This window comes from Klebsiella sp. K-Nf6 (assembly GCF_002806655.1).
Lineage (GTDB): Bacteria > Pseudomonadota > Gammaproteobacteria > Enterobacterales > Enterobacteriaceae > Klebsiella > Klebsiella variicola.
On the sequence record NZ_PIBN01000003.1, the window covers coordinates 365,381 to 389,560 of the forward strand.

Annotated in this window: 28 protein-coding genes; 20 read left to right on the top strand and 8 right to left on the bottom strand. The window is 56.0% G+C overall.

Annotated features, from left to right (window positions below):
* Positions 1–1,323 (top strand): cytosine deaminase, encoded by a 1,323-nt coding sequence (locus tag CWM61_RS08100; protein WP_061153117.1) that lies wholly within the window; start codon positions 1–3, stop codon positions 1,321–1,323.
* Here CWM61_RS08100 and tsgA read toward each other — a convergent pair.
* Positions 1,320–2,507 carry an MFS transporter TsgA gene (tsgA, locus tag CWM61_RS08105; RefSeq protein WP_061153118.1) on the bottom strand — a complete coding sequence of 396 codons (1,188 nt, stop codon included), beginning with the start codon at positions 2,505–2,507 and terminating at the stop codon, positions 1,320–1,322. The two genes, CWM61_RS08100 and tsgA, sit on opposite strands and share 4 nt — an antisense overlap.
* A gap of 277 nt (positions 2,508–2,784) precedes the next feature.
* On the opposite strand from tsgA, the gene ppiA reads away from it, so the two are divergent.
* The 5 genes from ppiA to argD all read left to right on the top strand — a co-directional run bounded on the left by ppiA (position 2,785) and on the right by argD (position 6,127).
* Positions 2,785–3,354: a peptidylprolyl isomerase A gene (gene ppiA / locus CWM61_RS08110; protein WP_002920238.1), complete on the top strand. Its 570-nt coding sequence runs from the start codon at positions 2,785–2,787 to the stop codon at positions 3,352–3,354.
* A 106-nt stretch (positions 3,355–3,460) separates the two neighbouring features.
* Entirely contained in the window at positions 3,461–3,628 is a 168-nt protein-coding gene (locus CWM61_RS08115) for a YhfG family protein (RefSeq protein ID WP_012540423.1), read from the top strand.
* Entirely contained in the window at positions 3,618–4,220 is a 603-nt protein-coding gene (locus tag CWM61_RS08120) for a putative adenosine monophosphate-protein transferase Fic (RefSeq protein WP_061153119.1), read from the top strand. Before CWM61_RS08115 ends, CWM61_RS08120 begins: the two co-directional genes overlap by 11 nt.
* Positions 4,221–4,252: 32 nt before the next feature.
* Positions 4,253–4,816: an aminodeoxychorismate synthase component 2 gene (gene pabA, locus CWM61_RS08125; protein ID WP_008807029.1), complete on the top strand. Its 564-nt coding sequence runs from the start codon at positions 4,253–4,255 to the stop codon at positions 4,814–4,816.
* 90 nt (positions 4,817–4,906) lie between these two features.
* Entirely contained in the window at positions 4,907–6,127 is a 1,221-nt protein-coding gene (argD, locus tag CWM61_RS08130) for a bifunctional acetylornithine/succinyldiaminopimelate transaminase (protein WP_100631043.1), read from the top strand.
* Here the strand turns inward: argD and CWM61_RS08135 are convergent.
* Positions 6,117–8,195 carry a YccS/YhfK family putative transporter gene (locus CWM61_RS08135; RefSeq protein ID WP_100631044.1) on the bottom strand — a complete coding sequence of 693 codons (2,079 nt, stop codon included), beginning with the start codon at positions 8,193–8,195 and terminating at the stop codon, positions 6,117–6,119. The two genes, argD and CWM61_RS08135, sit on opposite strands and share 11 nt — an antisense overlap.
* A gap of 51 nt (positions 8,196–8,246) precedes the next feature.
* Positions 8,247–8,879 (bottom strand): cAMP-activated global transcriptional regulator CRP, encoded by a 633-nt coding sequence (gene crp, locus CWM61_RS08140; protein WP_000242758.1) that lies wholly within the window; start codon positions 8,877–8,879, stop codon positions 8,247–8,249.
* A gap of 306 nt (positions 8,880–9,185) precedes the next feature.
* On the opposite strand from crp, the gene CWM61_RS08150 reads away from it, so the two are divergent.
* Positions 9,186–9,590: an OsmC family protein gene (locus CWM61_RS08150; RefSeq protein WP_004202200.1), complete on the top strand. Its 405-nt coding sequence runs from the start codon at positions 9,186–9,188 to the stop codon at positions 9,588–9,590.
* Positions 9,591–9,645: 55 nt separating this feature from the next.
* Here the strand turns inward: CWM61_RS08150 and CWM61_RS08155 are convergent, their stop codons facing one another.
* The 4 genes from CWM61_RS08155 to CWM61_RS08175 form a co-directional block, all read right to left on the bottom strand.
* Positions 9,646–10,515: a phosphoribulokinase gene (locus CWM61_RS08155; RefSeq protein WP_061153123.1), complete on the bottom strand. Its 870-nt coding sequence runs from the start codon at positions 10,513–10,515 to the stop codon at positions 9,646–9,648.
* Between the two features lie 36 nt (positions 10,516–10,551).
* Positions 10,552–10,770, bottom strand: a complete 219-nt coding sequence (locus CWM61_RS08160; protein WP_061153124.1) for a YheU family protein — start codon at positions 10,768–10,770, stop codon at positions 10,552–10,554.
* Entirely contained in the window at positions 10,767–11,765 is a 999-nt protein-coding gene (locus tag CWM61_RS08165; RefSeq protein ID WP_165784225.1) for a hydrolase, read from the bottom strand. The genes CWM61_RS08160 and CWM61_RS08165 overlap by 4 nt, the downstream gene beginning before the upstream one ends.
* 225 nt (positions 11,766–11,990) lie before the next feature.
* Positions 11,991–13,895, bottom strand: coding sequence for an ABC transporter ATP-binding protein (locus CWM61_RS08175; RefSeq protein ID WP_074387075.1), 1,905 nt, complete (start codon positions 13,893–13,895; stop codon positions 11,991–11,993).
* Positions 13,896–14,068: 173 nt separating this feature from the next.
* On the opposite strand from CWM61_RS08175, the gene kefG reads away from it, so the two are divergent.
* The 4 genes from kefG to slyD all read left to right on the top strand — a co-directional run bounded on the left by kefG (position 14,069) and on the right by slyD (position 17,320).
* Positions 14,069–14,632: a glutathione-regulated potassium-efflux system ancillary protein KefG gene (kefG, locus tag CWM61_RS08185; protein ID WP_074387076.1), complete on the top strand. Its 564-nt coding sequence runs from the start codon at positions 14,069–14,071 to the stop codon at positions 14,630–14,632.
* Positions 14,619–16,424 carry a glutathione-regulated potassium-efflux system protein KefB gene (kefB, locus tag CWM61_RS08190; RefSeq protein WP_100631045.1) on the top strand — a complete coding sequence of 602 codons (1,806 nt, stop codon included), beginning with the start codon at positions 14,619–14,621 and terminating at the stop codon, positions 16,422–16,424. Before kefG ends, kefB begins: the two co-directional genes overlap by 14 nt.
* 11 nt (positions 16,425–16,435) lie before the next feature.
* Complete coding sequence (locus tag CWM61_RS08195) at positions 16,436–16,636, top strand: YheV family putative zinc ribbon protein (protein WP_002920143.1); 201 nt, start codon at positions 16,436–16,438, stop codon at positions 16,634–16,636.
* A gap of 93 nt (positions 16,637–16,729) precedes the next feature.
* Positions 16,730–17,320 carry a peptidylprolyl isomerase gene (gene slyD, locus CWM61_RS08200; protein ID WP_008807039.1) on the top strand — a complete coding sequence of 197 codons (591 nt, stop codon included), beginning with the start codon at positions 16,730–16,732 and terminating at the stop codon, positions 17,318–17,320.
* 58 nt (positions 17,321–17,378) lie between these two features.
* On the opposite strand, the gene CWM61_RS08205 is transcribed toward slyD, so the two are convergent.
* Positions 17,379–17,597 carry a protein SlyX gene (locus tag CWM61_RS08205; RefSeq protein ID WP_002920136.1) on the bottom strand — a complete coding sequence of 73 codons (219 nt, stop codon included), beginning with the start codon at positions 17,595–17,597 and terminating at the stop codon, positions 17,379–17,381.
* Positions 17,598–17,819: 222 nt separating this feature from the next.
* Here CWM61_RS08205 and fkpA point away from each other — a divergent pair, with 222 nt between their 5' ends.
* The 9 genes from fkpA to CWM61_RS08255 all read left to right on the top strand — a co-directional run.
* Positions 17,820–18,650, top strand: a complete 831-nt coding sequence (gene fkpA / locus CWM61_RS08210; protein WP_008807040.1) for an FKBP-type peptidyl-prolyl cis-trans isomerase — start codon at positions 17,820–17,822, stop codon at positions 18,648–18,650.
* Positions 18,651–18,818: 168 nt separating this feature from the next.
* Positions 18,819–19,541 (top strand): transcriptional regulator, encoded by a 723-nt coding sequence (locus CWM61_RS08220; RefSeq protein ID WP_002920130.1) that lies wholly within the window; start codon positions 18,819–18,821, stop codon positions 19,539–19,541.
* Positions 19,541–19,927 carry a sulfurtransferase complex subunit TusD gene (gene tusD, locus CWM61_RS08225; RefSeq protein ID WP_074387078.1) on the top strand — a complete coding sequence of 129 codons (387 nt, stop codon included), beginning with the start codon at positions 19,541–19,543 and terminating at the stop codon, positions 19,925–19,927. Before CWM61_RS08220 ends, tusD begins: the two co-directional genes overlap by 1 nt.
* Entirely contained in the window at positions 19,927–20,286 is a 360-nt protein-coding gene (gene tusC, locus CWM61_RS08230) for a sulfurtransferase complex subunit TusC (RefSeq protein WP_074387079.1), read from the top strand. The genes tusD and tusC overlap by 1 nt, the downstream gene beginning before the upstream one ends.
* Positions 20,287–20,293: 7 nt before the next feature.
* Complete coding sequence (gene tusB, locus CWM61_RS08235; RefSeq protein WP_008807043.1) at positions 20,294–20,581, top strand: sulfurtransferase complex subunit TusB; 288 nt, start codon at positions 20,294–20,296, stop codon at positions 20,579–20,581.
* 124 nt (positions 20,582–20,705) lie between these two features.
* Positions 20,706–21,080, top strand: a complete 375-nt coding sequence (rpsL, locus tag CWM61_RS08240) for a 30S ribosomal protein S12 (protein WP_002920115.1) — start codon at positions 20,706–20,708, stop codon at positions 21,078–21,080.
* A 96-nt stretch (positions 21,081–21,176) separates the two neighbouring features.
* Positions 21,177–21,647, top strand: coding sequence for a 30S ribosomal protein S7 (gene rpsG, locus CWM61_RS08245; protein WP_008807044.1), 471 nt, complete (start codon positions 21,177–21,179; stop codon positions 21,645–21,647).
* A gap of 96 nt (positions 21,648–21,743) precedes the next feature.
* A complete protein-coding gene (gene fusA, locus CWM61_RS08250; RefSeq protein ID WP_100631046.1) occupies positions 21,744–23,858 on the top strand; it encodes an elongation factor G in 2,115 nt (704 codons plus the stop codon).
* A gap of 69 nt (positions 23,859–23,927) precedes the next feature.
* Positions 23,928–24,180 (top strand): GTP-binding protein (locus CWM61_RS08255; protein ID WP_032983140.1); only part of this gene is annotated, 253 nt, incomplete at its 3' end.

Genomic DNA, 24,180 nt, shown 5'->3' on the forward strand with positions numbered 1-24,180 from the left:
ATGACAGCAGCGCCGCTTTGGTTAATTCAGAACGTACGCCTGGCAGACCGCGACGGCCTGTGGCAGATAGCGATTGATAAGGGCCGCTTTGGCGAGATCACGCCGATGGGCGAGGCGAGCGACGAAAGCTACGAAGTGTTGAACGCTCGCGGTGGGCTGGCGATCCCGCCTTTTATTGAGCCGCATATCCACCTGGATACCACCCAGACGGCCGGCGAGCCGCACTGGAACCAGTCCGGCACCCTGTTCGAGGGGATTGAGCGCTGGGCGGAGCGAAAAGCGCTGCTCAGCCATGAGGACGTCAAAGCCCGGGCGTGGAAAACCCTGAAGTGGCAGATCGCCAATGGCGTGCAGTTTGTCCGCACTCATGTCGACGTCTCCGATCCCACGTTAACAGCGCTGAAGGCGATGCTGGAGGTCAAACGGGAGGTAGCGCCATGGGTCGAGTTGCAGATTGTCGCTTTTCCGCAGGAAGGGATCCTCTCTTACCCCAACGGCGAGGCGCTGCTGGAGGAGGCCCTCAAGCTGGGAGCGGACGTCGTTGGGGCCATCCCGCATTTTGAGTTCACCCGTGAATATGGTGTGGAGTCGCTGCATATCGCCTTCCGGCTGGCGCAGAAATATGACCGCCCGCTGGATATTCACTGCGATGAAATTGACGATGAACAGTCGCGCTTTGTCGAAACCGTTGCCGCGCTGGCGTTAAAGGCGGGGATAGGGGCGCGGGTGACGGCCAGCCATACCACCGCCATGCACTCCTATAATGGCGCTTATACCTCGCGCCTGTTTCGCCTGCTTAAGCTCTCTGGTATCAACTTTGTCGCCAATCCGCTGGTGAATATTCATCTGCAGGGCCGGTTTGATGACTACCCGAAGCGACGGGGGATTACCCGAGTGAAGGAACTCATGGCGGCGGGGATCAACGTGTGCTTTGGTCATGATGACGTCTTTGACCCATGGTACCCGCTGGGGACCGGCAATATGCTGCAGGTCCTGCATATGGGGCTGCACGTCTGCCAACTGATGGGCTACCAGCAGATCAACGACGGCCTGAAGCTTATCACCGACAACAGCGCCCGCACGTTTGGCCTGGAGGATTACGGCATTGTCAGCGGCAACCCGGCTAACCTGATCATTCTCCCGGCGGAGAATGGCTTTGAGGCCGTCCGCTGCCAGGTGCCTGTGCGCTGGTCAATTCGCCAGGGAAGGGTGATCGCGACCACCCAGCTGGCGCAAACCTGGATCCAGACCGACCGCGGTGGCGAGGAGCTCTCTTTTATGAGGAACAGCCCCCTTGCGGACGCAAAGGGGCCGAAGGCTTAGTGAGACGCCGCCTGAGCGTTGTTCTGGCGGTGACGGGAGACGAAGCCGAGGATAAAGCACATCACGAACACCACGGCGTAGAGGCCGTTAGCGGTGTGCAGCGCTGCCAGTGGACCGCTGGCAGCCACAATCGGGCCGGTGACGACGAAAGTGAGCATGGTGCCGATGGTGCCGCAGGTGAGGATAAAGTTCACCAGCTTCGGCGAAGCGACCCGCGTCTGTTGCGAGCCGAGCGTAATGATCGAGGTGTAGATGGCGCTGGAGAAGAAGCCCAGAGTCAGAATAAACCACGGCATGTGCTCTGGCGAACCATTGATAAACAGGTACATCAGCACCGTCGCGAGCCCGGCGAGGACGGTTAAGATACGCTGCAGGTCGAAGAAGCGCAGGATGAAGCTGAATGACCACATGCCGATCATGTAGGACATCCAGAAATCGCTCACCAGTTTACCGGCATCCCCGAGGCTCATGCCCAGGCTCTTCGCATATTCCGGTACCCAGGAGATAAAGCCCAGCTGACCGAGGATGTAGCACAGCGCCGCAACGGAGAGGAACAGCACGCCGATGCCCCACTTCTCTTTCACTACCGGCTGGCTGTTTTCGCTCTGCGCTTTTTTGCCCAGCACCGGGAAATCACAGCCAAAAGTCAGGACGAAAATGGCGACATACACCAGACCGATACTGGCGTAAACCCAGTACCACTCGATGCTGCGCGCCAGCAGGACGGCGGCGACCATCGGGAAAATCATTCCCGCCATACTAAAGAAGGAGTCGGTAAACAGCAGACGCGCCCCGCGCTGACGGCCTTCATACATATGGGTGATCAGGAAGGTCCCGATCGACATGGTGATCCCGCTCACCAGGCCGAGAACAAACATCGATGCGGAGAACAGCGCCAGGCTGTGGCTGAGCATCAGGCCGGCCACCGCCAGCACCATCAAAATAAAGCCAAAGCGCAGCTGAGTTTTCAGCGGCACGATTTCCATCAGCCAGGCATTGAGGAAGATGGAGATCAGAATACCGGCGTTCAGAAAGGTAAAGGTGTTGCTCATACTGGAAACGGGCAGATGGAAATAATCCGCAATGTTACCCATCACCATCCCGGTGACGATCACCAACGCGCCGGTCAGGGCGTAGGAGAAGAAGCTGATCCATGTGAGCTTAATACGGTTGCTGTTAGTCATGACTGGCCTGTGAATAGAAAGGTAAAGCGCGTTGACGCTGCGCCGGGCGGACAGATTTTATTCGTTCAGGTGATGTAATCAAATGTTTATTGTGAAAGTGGTTATCTTTTGCATAGGTTAATGTGACTTTCATCACACTTTATCCGTCGTACAGGATAACGTTTGCGCGGTTACAATTATTACAGCTAAGTAAAATTTGGTAAAAGGCTGGCCCAGGATGCAAAGGCTCTTTAGAATCAAGGCACTCGCTTTTATTCTGCTCCGTTAAGGAATTTCCATGCTCAAATCAACACTGGCGGCGATGGCTGCCGTTTTCGCCATTTCAGCTTTCTCCCCGGCCATGGCGGCAAAGGGCGATCCGCATGTGCTGCTGACCACCTCGGCAGGTAATATTGAGCTTGAGTTAAACAGCCAGAAAGCCCCGATTTCCGTGGATAACTTCCTGAAGTACGTCAACAGTGGCTTCTACAACAACACCACCTTCCACCGCGTGATCCCGGGATTCATGGTGCAGGGCGGCGGCTTTAACGAGCAGATGCAGCAGAAACAGCCTAACCCGCCGATCAAGAATGAAGCAGACAACGGCCTGCGCAACACCCGCGGGACCATCGCGATGGCGCGTACCGCCGATCAGGATAGCGCCACCAGCCAGTTCTTCATCAATGTGGCGGATAACGCCTTCCTTGACCATGGTCAGCGCGACTTTGGCTATGCGGTGTTTGGCAAGGTAGTGAAAGGTATGGACGTTGCGGATAAGATCTCCCAGGTCCAGACCCATAACGTCGGCCCGTACCAGAATGTGCCGACCAAACCAGTCGTTATCCTCTCTGCGAAAGTGCTGCCCTAATCCTTCCACGGCGCGGTGTGCTATCGCCGCGTCCGGTCGCCTCCCGGCATAACCTGAAATTGCTGCTTATACTTGTGGCACATAGGGGACGATAAGGGGGGCGACGATGCGTCCACTCACCGAAAAGCAAAAATCCCGACTCTGGGAACAGACACGCAATACCAATTTTCAGGCCAGTCGTCGCCTTGAAGGTGTGACGGTGCCGCTGGTTACGCTGACTGCCGAGGAGGCGCTGGCGCGTCTGGCGACGCTGCGGAGGGAGTATGAGCGATAAATTTGGTGATGAACGCGATCCTTACCTCTACCCGACGCTGAACGTCCTGCGCAACCGCCTCGGCATCCGTCAGGCTAAAAATCTGCAACAGGCCGCCTTTGAGATGACGGCGCTGCGGGCGGCAACCTTGCCGCTGGGCCCGCGCGTGCGCGGCTTACCCTATCTGTGCGCGATTCATCATCAGCTGTACCAGGACCTGTTTGACTGGGCGGGGCGGTTGCGCGAAGTGAACCTCTACCTGGGCGATACGCCGTTCTGCCATTTTGCCCGGATCGAGGAGGAGGGGAACGCCCTGATGCAGGCCCTTGAGCAGGAGGATTACCTTAGCGGCCTGCCGCGCGATACCTTTATTGAACGCCTGAGCTGGTTCTATGGTGAAATTAATGTGCTGCACCCTTTTCGTCTTGGCAATGGCCTGACCCAGCGCATTTTCTTTGAACAGCTGGCGATACATGCCGGCTACCTTCTTGACTGGCGTGACGTCGACCCTGCCGGCTGGAACGCGGCCTGCCAGCAGAGCGCGATGGGCGATCCGGCTCCGCTGGTGGCGATCTTTCGCAAAGTGGTAAGCGAAGCGCGGGAATCTGAGTAGAATAGCCCGGTTTTGATTGTTCCGGAGCCACTATGATCCTGCTTATCGATAACTATGACTCTTTCACCTGGAATCTGTATCAGTACTTCTGTGAATTGGGTGCGGAAGTACTGGTCAGGCGCAACGATGCGTTGACGCTGGAGGAGATAGCGGCGCTGGCGCCGGAGAAGATCGTGATCTCGCCTGGCCCCTGTACGCCGAATGAGGCGGGGATTTCCCTCGCGGTGATCCGCCACTATGCGGGGAAAACGCCGCTACTGGGCGTCTGTCTCGGGCACCAGGCGATAGCCCAGGCGTTTGGCGCGACCATCGTACGGGCGGCACAGGTGATGCATGGTAAAACCTCGCTTATCGAGCATAACGGCGAAGGGGTGTTTCAGGGGCTGAATAATCCTCTGACGGTGACCCGTTATCACTCGCTGGTGATTGACCCGCCGACGCTCCCGCCCGAGTTTATCGTCACCGCCCGCAGCGCCAGCGCTGAGATTATGGGGATCCGCCACCGCGACTGGGATCTTGAGGGCGTGCAGTTTCATCCGGAAAGCATCCTCAGCGAGCAGGGCCATCAATTGCTGGAAAACTTTCTGAAGCGGTGATTTTCAGTTGCCATTGACTGATTTTTTATGCATATTTTGTGATTATATTTTCATGATTACATCTGCATAACGAAGAGGGATGGGCAAGACATGGCAACTGAACAACCGGCAATCACCCGCGCCACATTCGATGAAGTTATTTTGCCGATTTATGCACCAGCAGAATTCATCCCTGTGAAAGGGAAAGGCAGCCGCGTCTGGGATCAGCAGGGCAAAGAGTATGTCGATTTCGCTGGCGGCATTGCGGTGACGGCGCTCGGTCATTGCCACCCGGCGCTGGTGGCGGCGCTCCACGAGCAGGGTGAAACGCTGTGGCACACCAGCAACGTCTTTACCAATGAGCCAGCGCTGCGTCTGGGACGTAAACTTGTCGATGCCACCTTCGCCGAGCGCGTGGTGTTTATGAACTCCGGGACTGAAGCCAATGAAACGGCCTTCAAGCTGGCGCGTCACTATGCGGTGACCCGCCATAGCCCGTATAAAACCAAAATCATTGCCTTCCATAATGCCTTCCATGGCCGCTCCCTGTTTACCGTTTCCGTCGGCGGGCAACCGAAGTACTCCGATGGTTTCGGCCCGAAACCGGCGGACATTGTCCATGTTCCCTTCAACGACCTGCAGGCGGTAAAAGCGGTGATGGATGACCACACCTGCGCGGTGGTGGTGGAGCCGATTCAGGGCGAAGGCGGCGTGACGGCAGCGACGCCGGCCTTCCTGCAGGGGCTCCGTGAGCTGTGCGATCAGCACCAGGCGCTGTTAGTCTTTGATGAAGTGCAGTGCGGCATGGGGCGTACCGGATCGCTGTTCGCCTATATGCACTACGGTGTGACTCCGGATATTTTGACCAGCGCCAAGGCGCTCGGCGGCGGCTTCCCGGTCAGCGCCATGCTGACCACCCATGAGATCGCCAGTGCCTTCCATGCGGGATCCCATGGCTCAACCTATGGCGGCAACCCACTGGCCTGCGCGGTCGCCAACGCCGCCTTCGACCTGATCAATACCCCGGCGGTGCTGGATGGCGTGAGCGCGAAGCGCGAACTGTTCGTCAAACACTTGCAGCAGCTGGATGCTGAATTTGATCTGTTCAGTGATATTCGCGGGATGGGCCTGCTGATTGGCGCCGAACTCAAGCCGCAGCACAAGGGCCGCGCGCGCGATTTCCTCTATGCCGCTGCGGAAGCCGGCGTCATGGTGCTCAACGCCGGGCCGGACGTGATGCGTTTTGTTCCCTCGCTGATCATCGAAGAGCAGGATATTGCCGAGGGGATGGCGCGCTTTGCCCTGGCAGTGGCAAAGGTGATTAACGGCTGATTTTCCGCAGCCAGATGCCATGATGCGGCCGCTGACGCCATGCCACTGACGAAATGGTATGCATGGTGTTCAGATGGCCCAGAATGCGTTGCAGGTGTTGCTCCAGGGTGCTTAACGGACCGTTCGGCACCTCTGTTTCCGGCGACTCCAGAATATTGGCATCCCCTGCGCTGCCGGGACCATCGCTGTCCAGCCGCTGCTGGCAGCGCTGCAGGGCAATCTCACAGGATTCGAGATAGCGCTGGGCAAGATCCGGGGTCAGCATCGTGTGCTCCCGGGCGAGGGTGGTCATAGCGTTGATGTGTTCGACGATAAACTGGCTGTGCGTCACCCACAGCTTCATATCTTCCAGATAGTGGGTATTAAACCCGGGCTCCTGCATCGCCTGATTCAGGGAGTTGTAGAGCGCGTTATGCGCCTGGTTGACGCGCATGCGTTGGTAGGCCAGCGCGGGGGCTTTCGGGTCGGCGCTGAGGATCAGGCGAATCGCCTGCTGGTCGGCCTCCAGCGCATCGTGGGCGTTTTTTTTCAGCAGGCCGCTCTGCCACTGCGGCCAGAGCCAGACCATCCCGCCGAAGGCGATCAGGCAGCCGATAAGCGTGTCGATAAGCCGGGCGACAATAAACTGTTCGCCGTTGAGCGTCAGCAGTTGCAGGGTATACACCGCCGTCACCGTAAAGCCTACCATCGCCCAGCCATAGTGTTTACGGATGATCAGATAGCTGAGCAGGGTAATCAGCAGCATCCCGCTCAGGGTATAGCTCTCCGGAACGTGAAAGTGCAAGGTTAGCCCGGCGATGACCAGACCGGCGAGCGTTCCCGCCGCCCGGTGAACAATTCGCACCCGCGTGGCGCCGTAGCCGTTTTGCGTGACGAAGAGCACCGTCATCAGGATCCAGTAGGGCTTCGGCAAATGCAGGGCGTTGCCCATCAGGCTGGCGACGCTCAGCATCACGCTGATGCGGGCGGCATTGCGCAGTGCGGGTGATTTCAGCGACAGATAATTCTTTAGCGCGGGAAACAGCGGTAAACGACGCTCTTTGTCGGCCATCAGATCCCGGGCATACAGGGGGCGCTGGGTATGCAGCACCCGGGCGATACGGCTAAAGTGCCAGGCGCAGAACTGACCGACCGGGTTGTCCGGATGCTGGCGGGCGATCTTTTCCAGAGCCTCAATCTGTTTATCCATCTGAAAGCGCTGCGGAAAGCGATGATAGAGAATATCATCCGCCAGCACGCGCAGGCGGGCAGCGACGGTTTGCGCATTCCAGCGGATCACCGCTTCGGCATGGCTGCGTTCCACCAGCTTTTGCACCTCTTCTGGCTGATGCAGGCTAACCGAAATATGTTCCTGTAGATCCAGCCCAACCTGGAACGCCCGCAGCAGACGCTTGTGATCGTTGCGTTGGTTGGCGGCCAGCATATGCATCTGCTGATAGCACTGGGTAATCAGGTCGACTACCTTCTGCTGGCGGGTGAGCAGCGGCGGCAGGGCGGTCGACGGATCGGTATGCTGGGTCAACAGACTGTATTTGGCTTCACAATAGTCAGCCAGTTCCCGGTAAAGCAGGCTGAGCGACTCCCGCAGCGGCTGTTCGCGCCACAGCCAGAACCAGAGCCAGTTAAACACGCCGTACCACAGCGTACCGAAAGCGTAGATCAGCAGTGGTTCCCAGATGGGCATATTGCCCGCCAGGCTCAGGGTAAAGATAGCGGCGATCAGCGACGCGGGCAGCAGGCGAGCGTGCAGCGAACTGATCTCCGCGGTGACGCCGAGCAATAGCGCCAGACCGCTGAGAATAAGCGGCAAAGGAATGTCCTGGGCGAGCAGCAACTGCACGACCAGACTGCATCCGGCAAACAAACAGCCGCCGATAATCAGGCGTTTGAAAAAGCGCTTATGCGGGGTATCAAGACCGGCAATGTTGCAGCAGGCGGGCACTAAGGAAAACAACAGCCCCTGCTGGAGATGGCCGAGCAGAAGACCGATGGCCACAGGCAGACACAGCACCAGCGTTTGCCGCAGTGCATAGTTGACTTCCGGGTGGTAAATCAGCCTGCGCCACATGAGGGAAAAACAAGAACGGCGTACTGCAGGAGCAATACGCCGCTTAGCAACTTAACGGGTGCCGTAGACGACGATAGTTTTACCGTGTGCGGAAATCAGGTTCTGATCTTCCAGCATTTTCAAAATACGGCCAACTGTTTCACGAGAGCAGCCGACGATCTGACCAATTTCCTGACGGGTAATTTTAATTTGCATACCGTCCGGGTGGGTCATGGCATCGGGTTGCTTCGCCAGGTTCAGCAGCGTCTGGGCGATACGGCCCGTCACGTCGAGGAAGGCGAGGTTGCCCACTTTCTCAGACGTGACCTGCAGACGGCGAGCCATTTGCGAAGAGAGACGCATCAGAATGTCCGGGTTAACCTGGATCAGCTGACGGAATTTCTTATAAGAGATTTCGGCCACTTCACATGCGGTTTTCGCCCGTACCCAGGCGCTACGCTCCTGACCCTCTTCAAACAGGCCTAATTCACCGATGAAATCGCCCTGGTTGAGGTAGGAGAGGATCATCTCTTTACCTTCTTCATCCTTGATGAGTACAGCCACGGAGCCTTTAACGATGTAGTACAGCGTTTCTGCTTTTTCACCCTGGTGGATCAGCGTGCTCTTTGATGGGTACTTATGAATGTGGCAATGAGACAAGAACCATTCAAGGGTAGGGTCTGTTTGCGGTTTGCCAAGCACCATGCGCGGTTATCCTCTGTTATAAGCTATCTCCGGGCGCCGACACTACACGGCGTCCGGGCATGCAATCGTATTGTTTCCCTATACCTGGGAAGCTGGCTGATGATTTTTCGACAGCCCGTAATGTGAACTCCTCTGCATACATGCAGTACATCAATGTAATACTGTAGCATCCAGACTGTTTTAGCATAGCTTTCGCCGCATGTCTCCTGGTGTCTCGCTTCAGCATGACGCAGGTCGCCTTCCGTTGCGAGAATTGTTATGTGCGCGTAATCTGACAGGAAAATTGCGATACTGGAGTTAAATTTTATGCAAGCGCGTGTGAAATGGGTTGAAGGGTTAACCTTTATCGGGGAGTCCGCGTCAGGACACCAGATTCTGATGGATGGCAACTCCGGGGATAAGGCACCCAGCCCGATGGAGATGGTGCTGATGGCGGCGGGCGGTTGCAGTGCGATCGATGTCGTCTCCATTCTGCAAAAAGGTCGCCATGAGGTGACCAACTGTGAAGTGAAGCTGACGTCTGAGCGCCGCGAAGAGGCACCGCGTCTGTTTACGCATATTAATCTGCACTTTATCGTCACCGGTAAGGCGCTGAAAGATGCCGCGGTCTCCCGTGCGGTGGATCTGTCGGCAGAGAAATACTGCTCGGTGGCACTGATGCTGGAAAAAGCGGTGAAGATCACCCACTCCTATGAAGTGATCGAGGCGTAGTCTTCACCTGCCATAGTGAAGCATCTCAACCCCGGCCTGGCCGGGGTTTTTTCTGTTAGCCGATCTTGCGGCCTTCCATCAGGCGCTCGACCAGCGGCGTCATGATAAGCTCCATCGCCAGCCCCATTTTACCGCCCGGCACCACCAGCGTGTTCATGTGCGAGATAAACGACCCCTGCAGCATCGCCAGCAGCCAGGGAAAGTCGATATTCTGCAGGTTACGGAAATGGATCACCACAAAGCTCTCGTCCAGCGAGGGAATAGTTTTCGCAGCAAACGGGTTGGAAGTGTCCACCGTCGGCACGCGCTGAAAGTTGATATGGGTGCGGGAAAACTGTGGGGTGATGAAATTGATGTAGTCTTCCATCGAGCGGACGACCGAGTCCATCACCGCCTCCCGGGAGTGGCCGCGTTCGCTGGTGTCGCGAACGAGCTTCTGGATCCACTCGAGGTTAACGATAGGCACTACGCCGACCAGCAGGTCGACATGGCTGGCGACATCATGATGCGGCGTGACAACCCCGCCGTGCAGCCCTTCATAGAACAGTACATCTGTCGGCTCCGGCAGCGGCTGCCAGGGGGTGAAGGTCCCCGGTACCTGATTCCACGGCACGGCTTCGTCATAGGTGTGAAGATATTTCCGCGACTGGCCTTTTCCGTGGCGACCATAGTCGACAAAGGTCTGCTCCAGCAGGCCGAAGTCATTCGCCTCCGGGCCAAAGTAGCTGATATGTTTGCCCTGATCCCGCGCCTTGCGGATCGCCATGTCCATTTCCGGGCGGGTATAGCGATGAAAGCTGTCGCCTTCTACCTCCGCGGCGTGCAGGTTTAGCTGCGCGAAGATTTTGCGAAAGGCAAGGCTGGTGGTGGTAGTGCCCGCGCCGCTGGAGCCCGTGACGGCGATCACCGGATGTTTGGCAGACATAACAACTCCCTGGTTAAACGATGTAGTGGCGTCGCCTTAGCCGTTAAACAGGCCGCGCGGCATAATATTGACCGTCTCATGCAGTTCAGACCACACGAGGACCGCCTCTCCGCGTTTCAGCTGCTGTTTAACATCGGCGACTTTATCGGCAAGTGAACGTTCATGTTCACCATAATCGGTGCCTTCACGTAACACAAAGCTTTCAATCAGGTTATCCAGCGTTTCGGGATCCAGATCCTGCCAGGGAATAATCATACGGGGTCCTCCAGCCAACGGTTTAGCCAGTCCGGGATGCGTCGTTCCAGCCACATCTCCGGCTTACGCAGGGTGCCGCCGACGAAACCAACGTGACCGCCTTGCTCGGTTAATTGATACTCAACGTTCGCGGGCAGTTGCTCCTGCGGTGGTATGGAGTGGTGATCCATAAATGGGTCATCTTTCGCGTGAATGATGAGCGTCGGCTTAGTGATATCGCTGAGCCGCGGCATGGCGCTGCATTGCCGGTAATAATCCAGCGCATCGGCGAAGCCATGGATTTTGGCGGTGATCATATCGTCAAATTCCCGGATGCGGCGCATCCCTTTGAGCTGGCGTAAATCGACAGGCAGTGAGCCCGGATACGCTTTCAGCTTGCGTGAGGCATTGGCTTTTAACAGATTGAGCAGATAGCGCTGATAAACCCGCGAGAAGCCCTTATCCATATGATAGCTGCAGGCTTCGAGCATGAAAGGCGCGGAGACGATCACCGCCGCATCCAGCGGGCAGCGGTCGCCTTCTTCTGCCAGCAGGCAGCCCAGCATATTGCCGCCCAGTGAATAGCCGACGGCCGCAGTCGGCGCGGGACCAAACTCGCGCTGTAGCCAGTGCAGAAACCAGGTGCCATCTTCCGTTTCGCCGGAGTGATAGATGCGGTGATTGCGGTTAGGTTCGCCGCTGCAGCCGCGGAAATGCATAACCACGCCCAGCCAGCCGCGCTGCATCGCCGCGTGGATCAGACCATGGGCATATGGGCTGTGCAGGCTTCCTTCCAGACCATGAAAGACGACAAGGCGCGGCTTATGGCGCGCCTGATGCGGATCTTCGCTCCAGGCCAGATCGACAAAATCGCCGTCCGGCAGCTCTAGGCGCTGCCAGTGCGGGGTAAAGCGCAATTTACGGCGGATCAGCCGCGGCAGCATGGTTTGCAGATGACGATTGCCCACGCCGCGCATCGGATGGAACTCACGCGAATCGTTTTCGGGGGGCGTCATGTCTGTGGGGATGATTTCAACCATAGCACCAGAACAATTAATAAACGTGATGATGACTATACCGCGCAGGGCGCACAGGGGTTAGCCAATATGTGGTCTTGTGGCCAGTGACTCGAGGTTACACCAAAAACAAATCATTGATGTCACCGATGGCAGGCCATGGAGAGGGCATAAACCCACCCTGCCAGCGGCATCGTACGCGCAGGCAGGATGAGGAAGTCAATATTAGCCTTCCTGAAGCATCTGCTCTAGCTGCTCCTGGGCCTCCAGCCAGGCCATTTCGCACTCCTCCAGCCCGGACTTCGCACTGGCCTGCTGCTGCAGGCATTCGGTCAGCTCGGCTTTGCGTGAGGCGTCATAAAGCTCACTGTCGCCAAGTTTTTCTTCCGCACTGGCCAACTGCGCGTTGAGCTTGTCCATCTCTTTTTCCAGACGGGCGATCTCTTTGCGCAGCGGTTGGGTCTGGCTGCGCAGTTCCGCTTCTCGACGCTTCTGGTCCTTGCGTGCCTGCGCGCTGTTGCCGCTCTCTTTTGGCGCCTCGCCGCTCTGGGATTCCTGTTTTTGCGAGTCGCTGAGCCACTGCTGATAATCTTCCAGATCGCCGTCGAACGGCTCAACTTTACCGTCATGGACGAGGTACAGATCGTCGGTGGTGGAGCGGATCAGGTGACGATCGTGCGACACGACAACCAGCGCCCCCTCAAAGTCGATCAGCGCTTCGGTTAAGGCCTGACGCATATCGAGGTCAAGGTGGTTGGTCGGTTCATCGAGCAGCAGCAGGTTAGGGCGCTGCCAGACGATCAGGGCCAGTACCAGACGCGCTTTTTCTCCACCGGAGAAGCGGCGGGTCTCTTCGCTGACTTTATCGCCCTGGAAACCAAAGCCGCCCAGATAATCACGCAGCTTTTGTTCCAGCTCCTGCGGCGCCAGGCGAGCCAGATGCTGTATCGGTGATTCATCGGCACGCAGGAACTCAAGCTGATGCTGGGCGAAGTAGCCGAGCTTGATACCTTTTGCGAGGCCGATCTCGCCGCTCACCGGCTGGAGTTCGCCCGCCAGCAGCTTAATCAGCGTCGACTTCCCGGCGCCGTTGCGGCCCAGCAGGCCGATGCGCGAGCCCGGCACCAGATTGAGCTTGATGGAGTCGAGGATAATACGCTCGCCGTAACCGGCGCTGACTTTCTCCATTTTCAGTAACGGGTTAGGCAGACTCTCCGGCTGGCGGAAGCTGAAGTGGAACGGGTTATCCACGTGCGCCGGGGCGATAAGCTCCATCCGCTCCAGCATTTTGATACGGCTTTGCGCCTGCTTGGCCTTGGTGGCTTTGGCGCGGAAGCGATCGATATAGCTTTGCAGATGCGCAACGCGTTGCTGTTGGCTTTCGTACATCGCCTGCTGCTGAGAAAGTCGGGTAGCGCGCTGCACTTCGAACGAGCTGTAGTTACCGGTGTACTCAAACATCGTCTGCTGTTCGATATGGATAATTTTGTCGACGATAGGATCGAGAAAATCGCGATCGTGTGAGATCAGGATCAGCGTACCCGTGTAACCCTTAAGCCATTTTTCGAGCCAGATGACGGCATCGAGGTCGAGGTGGTTAGTCGGTTCATCGAGCAGCAGCAGATCAGAACGGCAAATCAGCGCCTGGGCGAGGTTAAGGCGCATACGCCAGCCGCCGGAAAAATCGCTGACCGGCCGCTCCAGCTGTTCGTTGCTGAATCCCAGACCGTGCAGCAGGCTGGCAGCGCGCGAACGGATAGTCCAGGCGTCGATGGCGTCCAGCTTGCCGTGGACCGTGGCGATGGCATGGCCGTCGTTGCGCTCATTAGCCTGCTGGAGCGCGGCTTCCAGCTGGCGGTATTCTCGATCGCCATCAATAACATAATCGATAGCCGGCTGAGGCAGCGCCGGGGTTTCCTGATTCACCCATGCCAGCTGCCAGCTGCCTGGAAAGGTCATACTGCCGCCGTCAGCGCTTATCTCGTTTTTCAAAAGCGATAGCAGCGTCGATTTCCCGCAGCCGTTTTTCCCCACCAGTCCGACCTTCTGACCTGGGTTGATGGTAGCGGTGGCGTTGTCCAGCAGGACGCGTACGCCGCGACGAATTTGTAACGAGGAGAAAACAATCATAAGGCGCCGTATGTTCAGACTATGTTAATTTGTCATTATGATAATGTAGTGTGGAAGCGAATCGCTTCACCGGGCCGCCATGGTAGCCCAAAACGAAGACGATACACAAAGTCATTCTGGCGGTGTCAGAACGCCGGGGCTGCACAGGCCGCCAGAAGACCTACGGGAGGGGAATGATGTCTCAGACAGCGAAAGTGTTGCTGCTGTATGCCCACCCAGAATCTCATGATTCCGTGGCCAACCGGGTTTTATTAGAGCCGGCCTTACAGTTGCCGAACGTCACCGTGCACGATCTTTACGCGCACTATCCGGATTTTTTTATCGATATCGCTCATGAACAGGATCTGCTGCGCCAGCATGAGGTGATTGTTTTCCAGCATCCTTTATATACCTGGAGCTGTCCGGCGCTGCTCAAGGAGTGGCTGGATCGTGTGTTGAGCCGCGGCTTCGCCAGCGGTGCCGGAGGGAACGAGCTGGCGGGAAAGTACTGGCGTAGTGTGATCACCACCGGCGAACCTGAGAGCGCCTACCGTCGCGATGCCAATCGCTATCCGATGAACGAAATTTTACGTCCTTTTGAACTGACCGCCGGCATGTGCCGTATGCACTGGATGAGTCCCATTATTGTCTACTGGGCCCGGCGGCAACAGCCAGAGGAGCTGCGTAGCCGCGCCCGGGCCTACCGGGACTGGCTGGCCAACCCCATCGCCGCCGGAGGTATACATGGCGGGATCTGATTTGCTGCTGGCGGGCGTTCTGTTTTTGTTCGCCGCCGTTATTGCCGTCCCTCTGGCCTCAAGACTGGGTATTGGCGCGGTGCTGGGCTATCTGCTGGCCGGGATTGCGATTGGTCCGTGGGGACTTGGGTTTATCAGCGATGTGGATGAGATTCTCCATTTCTCTGAGCTCGGCGTAGTGTTTCTGATGTTTATCATCGGCCTGGAGCTTAATCCGGCCAAGTTATGGCGGCTGCGGAGCTCCATCTTCGGCGTTGGCGCGGCGCAGGTGATGCTCAGCGCGGCGATCCTCGGCGGTCTGCTGATGACGACCGGGTTTTCATGGCAGGCGGCGGTGGTCGGCGGGATCGGCCTGGCGATGTCTTCCACCGCCATGGCGCTGCAGCTGATGCGTGAGAAGGGAATGAGCCGTAGTGAGTCGGGGCAATTAGGCTTTTCGGTGCTGCTGTTTCAGGATCTGGCAGTGATCCCGGCGCTGGCGCTGGTGCCCCTGCTGGCCGGTTCAGCGGAGGAGCATGTTAACTGGCTGACGGTCGGCATGAAGGTCCTGGCCTTTGCCGGGATGCTGATTGGCGGACGTTATCTGCTGCGGCCGGTGTTCCGCTTTATCGCCAGCTCGGGGGTCAGGGAAGTGTTTACTGCCGCCACGCTGCTGCTGGTTCTTGGGTCTGCGCTGTTTATGGAGGCGCTGGGGCTGTCGATGGCGCTGGGTACCTTTATTGCCGGCGTGCTGCTGGCGGAAAGCGAGTATCGCCACGAACTGGAAATCGCTATCGATCCGTTCAAGGGGCTGCTGCTCGGGCTGTTCTTTATCTCCGTCGGCATGGCGTTGAACCTTGGCGTGCTGTACACCCATCTGCTGTGGGTGGCGGTGAGCGTGGCGGTGCTGGTGGCGGTAAAAATGCTGGTGCTCTATCTCCTGGCCCGCCTCTATGGCCTGCGAAGTTCAGAGCGGATGCAGTTCGCGGGCGTATTAAGCCAGGGCGGCGAGTTCGCCTTTGTCCTCTTTTCGTTGCCCGCCTCTCAGCGGTTGTTCCAGCATGACCAGATGGCGCTGCTGTTGGTGGCGGTGACGTTGTCGATGATGACGACGCCGCTGCTGATGAAGGGGATAGATAGGCTATTGTCGCGACGGCTGAATCCAGCGGACGATACCGATGAGGCGCCGTGGGTGGAGGATGACAAGCCGCAGGTGATTATTGTCGGGTTTGGTCGCTTTGGTCAGGTCATCGGCCGCCTGCTGATGGCCAATAAGATGCGTATTACGGTGCTGGAGCGGGACATCAGCGCGGTGAATCTGATGCGCAACTATGGCTATAAAGTCTATTTTGGCGATGCCACCCAGCTGGAGCTGCTGCGCTCGGCAGGTGCGGAAGAGGCGCAGTCGATCGTCATCACCTGTAATGAGCCGGAAGACACCATGCGGCTGGTGGAAATGTGTCAACAACACTTTCCACATCTGCATATTCTGGCCCGCGCACGCGGCCGCGTTGAGGCGCATGAGCTGCTGCAGGCCGGCGTGACGCAGTTTTCTCGTGAAACCTTCTCCAGCGCGCTGGAGCTGGGGCGGAAAGCGCTTATCACCCTGGGCATGCATCCTCACCAGGCGCAGCGCGCGCAGCTGCACTTCCGACGGCTCGATATGCGAATGCTGCGTGAGTTAATGCCGGTGCATACTGATACGGTACAGATATCTCGCGTGCGGGAAGCCCGACGCGAACTGGAAGAGATTTTTCAGCGTGAAATGCAGAAAGAAAGCCGGCAGCTGGACGGCTGGGACGAGTTTGAATAAAGGTAAATCATATGGCAGTACGTAAACGTTTTATTGCCGGGGCTAAATGTCCGGCGTGCCAGGCGCAGGATTCGCTGGCGATGTGGCGTGAGAATAATGTTGATGTCGTTGAATGCGTTAAGTGTGGTCACCAAATGCGTGAGGCGGATAAAGAGGCCCGCGAGCATGTACGCAAAGAGGAGCAGGTGATTGGCATTTTTCATCCCGACTAGCGTTATCCGTCGGCTTTTTTTAAGCTAGAGGGTACACGGCTGCAGAATTCCGCTACAATCTGCGCCACTATTCTTCCCATCTCAGGAGATATCATGAAAGTAGCAAAAGACCTGGTGGTCAGCCTGGCCTATCAGGTACGTACAGAAGACGGTGTGTTGGTTGATGAGTCTCCGGTAAGCGCGCCGCTGGATTACCTGCATGGTCACGGCTCCCTGATTTCCGGCCTGGAAAACGCGCTGGATGGCCACGAAGTGGGCGACAAATTTGACGTAGCTGTCGGCGCTAACGACGCTTACGGCCAGTATGACGAAAACCTGGTGCAGCGTGTACCGAAAGACGTCTTTATGGGCGTTGATGAACTGCAGGTTGGCATGCGCTTCCTGGCGGAGACCGATCAGGGTCCAGTACCGGTAGAAATCACTGAAGTTGAAGACGACCACGTTGTGGTTGATGGCAACCACATGCTGGCTGGCCAGAACCTGAAGTTCAATGTGGAAGTTGTCGCTATCCGTGAAGCAACGGCTGAAGAGCTGGAGCATGGTCACGTGCATGGCGCTCATGGCCACGATCACGATCATGACCACGGTCATGACGGTTGCTGCGGCGGCCACGGCCACGATCATGGTCACGACCATGAACACGGCAAAGGTGGTTGCGGTAACGGTGGTTGCGGTTGCCACTAATGGCGTCGCGTTCGCGCGGATAGCCAAAAAAAGCGGGGAAACCCGCTTTTTTTACGTCTCAATAATGCGGCGGCGGCGTCTCTTCTGCCTGAGAGGCGATATGGGACGGTTGGGTCGCCTTCAGTTTCTCGATCATCAGACGCATATGCTCCCGCATCTTCGCCATCTCTATCTCGTGGGCGGTCACGGTTTTATTGAGGTCTTCGATGGTGATTTCCTGAAACGCCAGCCGGCTTTCCAGCTCTGCAAGGCGCGTTTCTAATGTGCTATCGTGCATGGGTAACCTCTTTAGTCTGATCCTGCGAGCGGATTCTACTTAAGTTTCTCTTTTCGCGCAGCATCGCTGCGTCTGACAGGAAACTTATTCATACAAAAATAGTCCTAAAAGAGGCGATATTCAGGAACGTCCGTATGTAGATTTTAACGGCAACGTTCTATAGTACGTTTTTTGCTTTTTACGATAACCCTGGGGTGAGAGGCCCCGGCCCTGGAGAAATGGATGAAATCACTGTTTAAAGTAACGCTGCTGGCGACCACAATGGCCGTCGCCCTGAATGCACCGCTGACCTTTGCTGCAGATACGGCGGCGAAGGCAGCCCCAGCGGCTGAGAGTAAATCGGCATTTAAAAATGACGATCAGAAATCCGCCTATGCGCTGGGCGCGTCCCTGGGGCGTTACATGGAAAATTCCCTGAAAGAACAAGAAAAGCTGGGCATCAAGCTGGACAAAGCCCAGCTGATCGCCGGCGTACAGGACGCGTTTGCCGACAAGAGCAAGCTGTCCGACCAGGAGATCGAACAGACTCTGCAGGCCTTTGAAACGCGCGTGAAGACCGCGGCTCAGCAGAAAATGGAAAAAGACGCAACTGAGAACGAAGCCAAAGGCAAAACCTTCCGCGATAGCTTTGCTAAAGAGAAGGGCGTGAAAACCTCGAAAACTGGCCTGCTGTATAAAGTCGAGAAAGAAGGCACTGGTGATGCGCCGAAAGACAGCGACACTGTGGTCGTTAACTACAAAGGCACCCTGATCGATGGTAAAGAGTTTGATAACTCTTATACCCGTGGTGAGCCGCTCTCTTTCCGCCTGGACGGCGTGATCCCGGGCTGGACGGAAGGCCTGAAGAACATCAAGAAAGGCGGTAAAATCAAGCTGGTCATTCCACCGGATCTGGCGTACGGCAAAACCGGCGTTCCGGGGATCCCGGCCAACTCTACGCTGGTCTTTGACGTAGAACTGCTGGATATCAAACCGGCGCCGAAGGCAGATGCACAGCCGGAAGCCGCTGGCGAAGCGAAAGCCGCAGACGCGAACGCTGACGCTAAGAAGTAATCGAGTTCAGGCCGCCGTCTCGTCAGAGGCGGCGGCTTTTTTATTGAGCGCAGATATAATTAAAACTGGAAAGATCCTCAGGCGCTGTATTACTTTAGATAGCTTAATAATGATGATGAGCCTGCCCTGACAATAACGACAGGCTCCTGAAAAGGAGTGCTTTTTTTCATGTCCAGGTCGCTTTTAACCAACGAAACCAGCGAGCTTGACCTGCTGGATCAACGTCCCTTTGACCAGACCGATTTCGATATTCTTAAATCTTATGAAGCGGTGGTGGACGGGTTGGCGATGCTCATCGGTTCGCACTGTGAAATCGTGCTGCATTCTTTGCAGGATCTTAAATGCTCTGCCATTCGTATCGCCAATGGTGAACATACCGGCCGCCAAATCGGTTCACCGATTACCGATCTTGCGCTGCGCATGCTGCACGATATGACTGGCGCCGATAGCAGCGTTTCCAAATGCTACTTCACCCGCGCCAAAAGCGGCGTACTGATGAAGTCGGTGACGATTGCCATTCGCAACCGCGATCATCGGGTGATTGGTCTGCTGTGCATCAACATGAATCTGGATGTTCCGTTTTCCCAGATCATGAGCACCTTTATTCCGCCAGAAACGCCGGAGGTCAACTCACCGGTGAACTTTGCTTCCTCGGTTGACGATCTGGTCGCGCAGACGCTGGAATTCACCATTGAAGAGGTGAATGCCGATCGCAGCGTGTCTAATAATGCGAAAAACCGCCAAATCGTGCTGAATCTCTATGAAAAAGGGATCTTCGATATCAAAGACGCCATTAACCAGGTGGCCGATCGTCTGAACATCTCCAAGCACACCGTCTACCTCTATATCCGCCAGTTCAAGAGCGGCGATTTCCAGGGGCTGGATAAGTAATGCGTTTTGCCATTACGGTGACTGGCCCTGCCTATGGGACGCAGCAGGCAAGCAGCGCCTGGCAGTTTGCCCAGGCCGTTTTGCAGGAAGGTCATGAACTGGCATGTGTTTTTTTCTATCGCGAAGGCGTACTCAACGCTAATCAGCTGACGGCGCCCGCCAGCGATGAGTTCGATCTGGTGCGCGCATGGCAGTCACTGCACGATGAACAAGGTGTGGCATTGCACATCTGTGTGGCGGCTGCCTTACGTCGAGGCGTAACGGACGAACGTGAAGCGCAACAGCTCGCGCTGGCCAGCCACAATTTGCAGCCGGGTTTCACGCTTAGCGGGCTCGGTGCGCTGGCGGAAGCCGCGCTCACTTGCGATCGGATGGTACAGTTCTGATGAAACGTGTAGCTTTTGTTTTTTCCTCCGCGCCGCACGGTAGCGCCGCCGGCAGGGAAGGCCTCGATGCGTTACTCGCCACCTCCGCGCTTACCGACGAGATTGGCGTATTTTTTGTCGGCGACGGCGTTTTTCAACTGCTGCCCGATCAACGGCCGGGTGCAGTGCTGGCTCGCGACTACATAGCCACCTTTAAACTGCTGTCACTGTATGACATCGATCAGTGCTGGCTGTGTGCCGACTCCGCGCGGGAGCGCGGTCTGGACCCCGCTACTCCGTGGGCGGTGGATGTCGAATGCCTGGCGCCGGATACCCTGCGCGCCCGTCTGCATGAATTTGATGTGATTTTGCGTTTCTGAGGTCCCCATGCTCCATACGCTCAGTGTTTCTCCCTGGCATGCCGATATCGCAGCAATGCTTCGCGTGATGGATCACGGCGACGATCTGTTATTGCTGTCTGATGGCGTCACGGCGGCCATCGCCGGCGGTCGCTTCCTTGAGATCCTGCAATCCGCCCCCATAACCCTCTATGTGCTGCAAGACGACGTTGACGCCCGCGGGTTGGCTGGTCAAATTGCGGACAGTGTCGGTAGGGTTAGCTATACTGATTTCGTCAGACTCACGGTAAAACATGCCGGTCAGTTGGCCTGGTGATGGCGGGATCGTTGTATATTTCTTGACACCTTTTCGGCACCGCCCTAAAATTCTGCGTCCTCATATTATATGAGGCGATTTATTACGTGTTTACGAAGCAAAAGCTAAAACCAGGAGCTATTTAATGGCAACAATTAACCAGCTGGTACGCAAACCACGCGCACGCAAAGTTGCAAAGAGCAACGTGCCTGCGCTGGAAGCCTGCCCGCAGAAACGTGGCGTATGTACTCGCGTATATACCACCACTCCTAAGAAACCGAACTCCGCACTGCGTAAAGTTTGCCGTGTGCGTCTGACTAACGGTTTCGAAGTCACCTCCTACATCGGTGGTGAAGGTCACAACCTGCAGGAGCACTCCGTGATCCTGATCCGTGGCGGTCGTGTTAAAGACCTTCCGGGTGTTCGTTACCACACCGTTCGTGGTGCGCTTGACTGCTCCGGCGTTAAAGACCGTAAGCAGGCTCGCTCCAAGTACGGCGTGAAGCGTCCTAAGGCTTAATGGTTCTCCGTTAAGTAAGGCCAAACTGATTTACCTTAATGTCATACTAAACTCTTAGAGTTTTGGACAATCCTGAATTAACAACGGAGTATTTCCATGCCACGTCGTCGCGTCATTGGTCAGCGTAAAATTCTGCCGGATCCGAAGTTCGGATCAGAACTGCTGGCTAAATTTGTCAATATCCTGATGGTAGATGGTAAAAAATCTACTGCAGAAGCAATCGTATACAGCGCGCTGGAGACCCTGGCTCAGCGCTCTGGTAAAAATGAACTGGAAGCTTTCGAAGTCGCTCTCGACAACGTGCGCCCGACTGTAGAAGTTAAGTCTCGCCGCGTTGGTGGTTCTACTTATCAGGTTCCAGTTGAAGTTCGTCCGGTTCGTCGTAATGCTCTGGCAATGCGTTGGATCGTTGAAGCTGCTCGTAAACGCGGTGATAAATCCATGGCTCTGCGCCTGGCGAACGAACTCACTGATGCTGCAGACAACAAAGGTACTGCAGTTAAGAAACGTGAAGACGTTCACCGTATGGCCGAAGCCAACAAGGCGTTCGCACACTACCGTTGGTAATCCCTTCGGAGTCATAGTCACCAGGCGGGCGCTTCAGATGAGTCGCCCGCTCTGGATAACTTAACTGAACGCCTAAAGAAATAAACGAGGAATCAAATGGCTCGTACAACACCCATCGCACGCTACCGTAACATCGGTATCAGTGCGCACATCGACGCCGGTAAAACCACTACTACCGAACGTATTCTGTTCTACACCGGTGTAAACCACAAAATCGGTGAAGTTCATGACGGCGCCGCTACCATGGACTGGATGGAGCAGGAGCAGGAACGTGGTATCACCATCACTTCCGCTGCGACTACTGCATTCTGGTCTGGTATGGCTAAGCAGTATGAACCGCACCGTGTAAACATCATCGACACCCCGGGGCACGTTGACTTCACTATCGAAGTAGAACGTTCCATGCGTGTTCTTGATGGTGCGGTAATGGTTTACTGCGCAGTTGGTGGTGTTCAGCCGCAGTCTGAAACCGTATGGCGTCAGGCAAACAAATATAAAGTTCCGCGCATTGCGTTCGTTAACAAAATGGACCGCATGGGTGCGAACTTCCTGAAAGTTGTTGGTCAGATCAAATCCCGTCTGGGCGCGAACCCGGTTCCGCTGCAGCTGGCGATTGGTGCTGAAGAAGGTTTCACCGGTGTTGTTGACCTGGTGAAAATGAAAGCCATCAACTGGAACGATGCCGACCAGGGCGTTACCTTCGAATACGAAGATATCCCGGCTGAAATGCAGGACCTGGCTGACGAATGGCACCAGAACCTGATCGAGTCCGCTGCGGAAGCTTCCGAAGAGCTGATGGAAAAATACCTGGGTGGTGAAGAACTGACTGAAGAAGAGATCAAAAAAGCTCTGCGTCAGCGCGTTCTGAACAACGAAATCATCCTGGTAACCTGCGGTTCTGCGTTCAAGAACAAAGGTGTTCAGGCGATGCTGGATGCGGTAATTGATTACCTGCCATCCCCGGTCGATGTTCCGGCAATCAACGGTATTCTGGACGACGGTAAAGATACTCCGGCTGAGCGTCACGCAAGCGACGAAGAGCCGTTCTCTGCACTGGCGTTCAAAATCGCTACCGACCCGTTCGTGGGTAACCTGACCTTCTTCCGTGTGTACTCCGGTGTGGTTAACTCTGGTGATACCGTACTGAACTCCGTGAAAACTGCACGTGAGCGTTTCGGTCGTATCGTTCAGATGCACGCTAACAAACGTGAAGAGATCAAAGAAGTTCGCGCGGGCGACATCGCTGCTGCTATCGGTCTGAAAGACGTAACCACTGGTGACACCCTGTGTGACCCGGATGCGCCGATCATTCTGGAGCGTATGGAATTCCCTGAGCCGGTAATCTCCATCGCCGTTGAGCCGAAAACCAAAGCTGACCAGGAAAAAATGGGTCTGGCTCTGGGTCGTCTGGCTAAAGAAGACCCGTCATTCCGTGTATGGACTGACGAAGAGTCTAACCAGACCATCATCGCTGGTATGGGTGAGCTGCACCTCGACATCATCGTTGACCGTATGAAGCGTGAATTCAACGTTGAAGCGAACGTTGGTAAACCTCAGGTTGCTTACCGTGAAGCGATTCGCGCGAAAGTTACCGATATCGAAGGTAAACACGCCAAGCAGTCTGGTGGTCGTGGTCAGTACGGTCACGTTGTGATCGACATGTACCCGCTGGAGCCGGGCTCTAACCCGAAAGGTTACGAGTTCATCAACGACATCAAAGGTGGTGTAATTCCTGGCGAATACATCCCGGCCGTTGATAAAGGCATCCAGGAACAGCTGAAAGCTGGTCCGCTGGCAGGTTACCCGGTAGTTGATATGGGTATCCGTCTGCACTTCGGTTCTTACCACGACGTTGACTCCTCTGAGCTGGCGTTTAAACTGGCTGCGTCTATTGCCTTTAAAGAAGGCTTTAAGAAAGCAAAACCAGTTCTGCTTGAGCCGATCATGAAGGTTGAAGTAGAAACTCCGGAAGAGAACACGGGTGATGTTATCGGTGACTTGAGCCGTCGTCGCGGTATGCTGCGCGGTCAGGAATCCGAAGTAACCGGCGTTAAGATCCACGCTGAAGTACCGCTGTCCGAAATGTTCGGTTATGCAACTCAGCTGCGTTCTCTGACCAAAGGTCGTGCATCATACACCATGGAATTCCTGAAGTATGATGATGCGCCGAACAACGTTGCTCAGGCCGTTATTGAAGCCCGTGGTAAATAATCCACAGGATTAAAACCTAAGTCCCGTGCTCTCTCCGGTGGGGAGAGCACTATAGTAAGGAATATAGCCGTGTCTAAAGAAAAATTTGAACGTACAAAACCGCACGTCAACGTTGGTACTATCGGCCACGTTGACCATGGTAAAACTACCCTGACTGCTGCCATCACTACCGTTCTGGCTAAAACCTACGGTGGTTCTGCTCGTGCATTCGACCAGATCGATAACGCGCCGGAAGAAAAAGCTCGTGGTATCACCATCAACACTTCTCACGTTGAATATGACACCCCGACTCGCCACTACGCGCACGTAGACTGCCCGGGCC

Excerpts from the sequence above, each read along its gene's own strand:
- fusA (WP_100631046.1), top strand. The coding sequence starts at position 21,744 with ATGGCTCGTACAACACCCATCGCACGCTACCGTAACATCGGTATCAGT.
- tsgA (WP_061153118.1), bottom strand. The coding sequence starts at position 2,507 with ATGACTAACAGCAACCGTATTAAGCTCACATGGATCAGCTTCTTCTCC.
- CWM61_RS08100 (WP_061153117.1), top strand. The coding sequence starts at position 1 with ATGACAGCAGCGCCGCTTTGGTTAATTCAGAACGTACGCCTGGCAGAC.
- ppiA (WP_002920238.1), top strand. The coding sequence starts at position 2,785 with ATGCTCAAATCAACACTGGCGGCGATGGCTGCCGTTTTCGCCATTTCA.
- CWM61_RS08120 (WP_061153119.1), top strand. The coding sequence starts at position 3,618 with ATGAGCGATAAATTTGGTGATGAACGCGATCCTTACCTCTACCCGACG.
- CWM61_RS08150 (WP_004202200.1), top strand. The coding sequence starts at position 9,186 with ATGCAAGCGCGTGTGAAATGGGTTGAAGGGTTAACCTTTATCGGGGAG.
- rpsL (WP_002920115.1), top strand. The coding sequence starts at position 20,706 with ATGGCAACAATTAACCAGCTGGTACGCAAACCACGCGCACGCAAAGTT.
- tusB (WP_008807043.1), top strand. The coding sequence starts at position 20,294 with ATGCTCCATACGCTCAGTGTTTCTCCCTGGCATGCCGATATCGCAGCA.
- CWM61_RS08155 (WP_061153123.1), bottom strand. The coding sequence starts at position 10,515 with ATGTCTGCCAAACATCCGGTGATCGCCGTCACGGGCTCCAGCGGCGCG.
- CWM61_RS08135 (WP_100631044.1), bottom strand. The coding sequence starts at position 8,195 with ATGTGGCGCAGGCTGATTTACCACCCGGAAGTCAACTATGCACTGCGG.
- CWM61_RS08195 (WP_002920143.1), top strand. The coding sequence starts at position 16,436 with ATGGCAGTACGTAAACGTTTTATTGCCGGGGCTAAATGTCCGGCGTGC.
- CWM61_RS08165 (WP_165784225.1), bottom strand. The coding sequence starts at position 11,765 with ATGACGCCCCCCGAAAACGATTCGCGTGAGTTCCATCCGATGCGCGGC.
- slyD (WP_008807039.1), top strand. The coding sequence starts at position 16,730 with ATGAAAGTAGCAAAAGACCTGGTGGTCAGCCTGGCCTATCAGGTACGT.
- CWM61_RS08115 (WP_012540423.1), top strand. The coding sequence starts at position 3,461 with ATGCGTCCACTCACCGAAAAGCAAAAATCCCGACTCTGGGAACAGACA.
- tusC (WP_074387079.1), top strand. The coding sequence starts at position 19,927 with ATGAAACGTGTAGCTTTTGTTTTTTCCTCCGCGCCGCACGGTAGCGCC.
- CWM61_RS08160 (WP_061153124.1), bottom strand. The coding sequence starts at position 10,770 with ATGATTATTCCCTGGCAGGATCTGGATCCCGAAACGCTGGATAACCTG.
- pabA (WP_008807029.1), top strand. The coding sequence starts at position 4,253 with ATGATCCTGCTTATCGATAACTATGACTCTTTCACCTGGAATCTGTAT.
- tusD (WP_074387078.1), top strand. The coding sequence starts at position 19,541 with ATGCGTTTTGCCATTACGGTGACTGGCCCTGCCTATGGGACGCAGCAG.
- kefG (WP_074387076.1), top strand. The coding sequence starts at position 14,069 with ATGATGTCTCAGACAGCGAAAGTGTTGCTGCTGTATGCCCACCCAGAA.
- crp (WP_000242758.1), bottom strand. The coding sequence starts at position 8,879 with ATGGTGCTTGGCAAACCGCAAACAGACCCTACCCTTGAATGGTTCTTG.
- CWM61_RS08220 (WP_002920130.1), top strand. The coding sequence starts at position 18,819 with ATGTCCAGGTCGCTTTTAACCAACGAAACCAGCGAGCTTGACCTGCTG.
- rpsG (WP_008807044.1), top strand. The coding sequence starts at position 21,177 with ATGCCACGTCGTCGCGTCATTGGTCAGCGTAAAATTCTGCCGGATCCG.
- kefB (WP_100631045.1), top strand. The coding sequence starts at position 14,619 with ATGGCGGGATCTGATTTGCTGCTGGCGGGCGTTCTGTTTTTGTTCGCC.
- CWM61_RS08205 (WP_002920136.1), bottom strand. The coding sequence starts at position 17,597 with ATGCACGATAGCACATTAGAAACGCGCCTTGCAGAGCTGGAAAGCCGG.
- fkpA (WP_008807040.1), top strand. The coding sequence starts at position 17,820 with ATGAAATCACTGTTTAAAGTAACGCTGCTGGCGACCACAATGGCCGTC.
- CWM61_RS08175 (WP_074387075.1), bottom strand. The coding sequence starts at position 13,895 with ATGATTGTTTTCTCCTCGTTACAAATTCGTCGCGGCGTACGCGTCCTG.
- argD (WP_100631043.1), top strand. The coding sequence starts at position 4,907 with ATGGCAACTGAACAACCGGCAATCACCCGCGCCACATTCGATGAAGTT.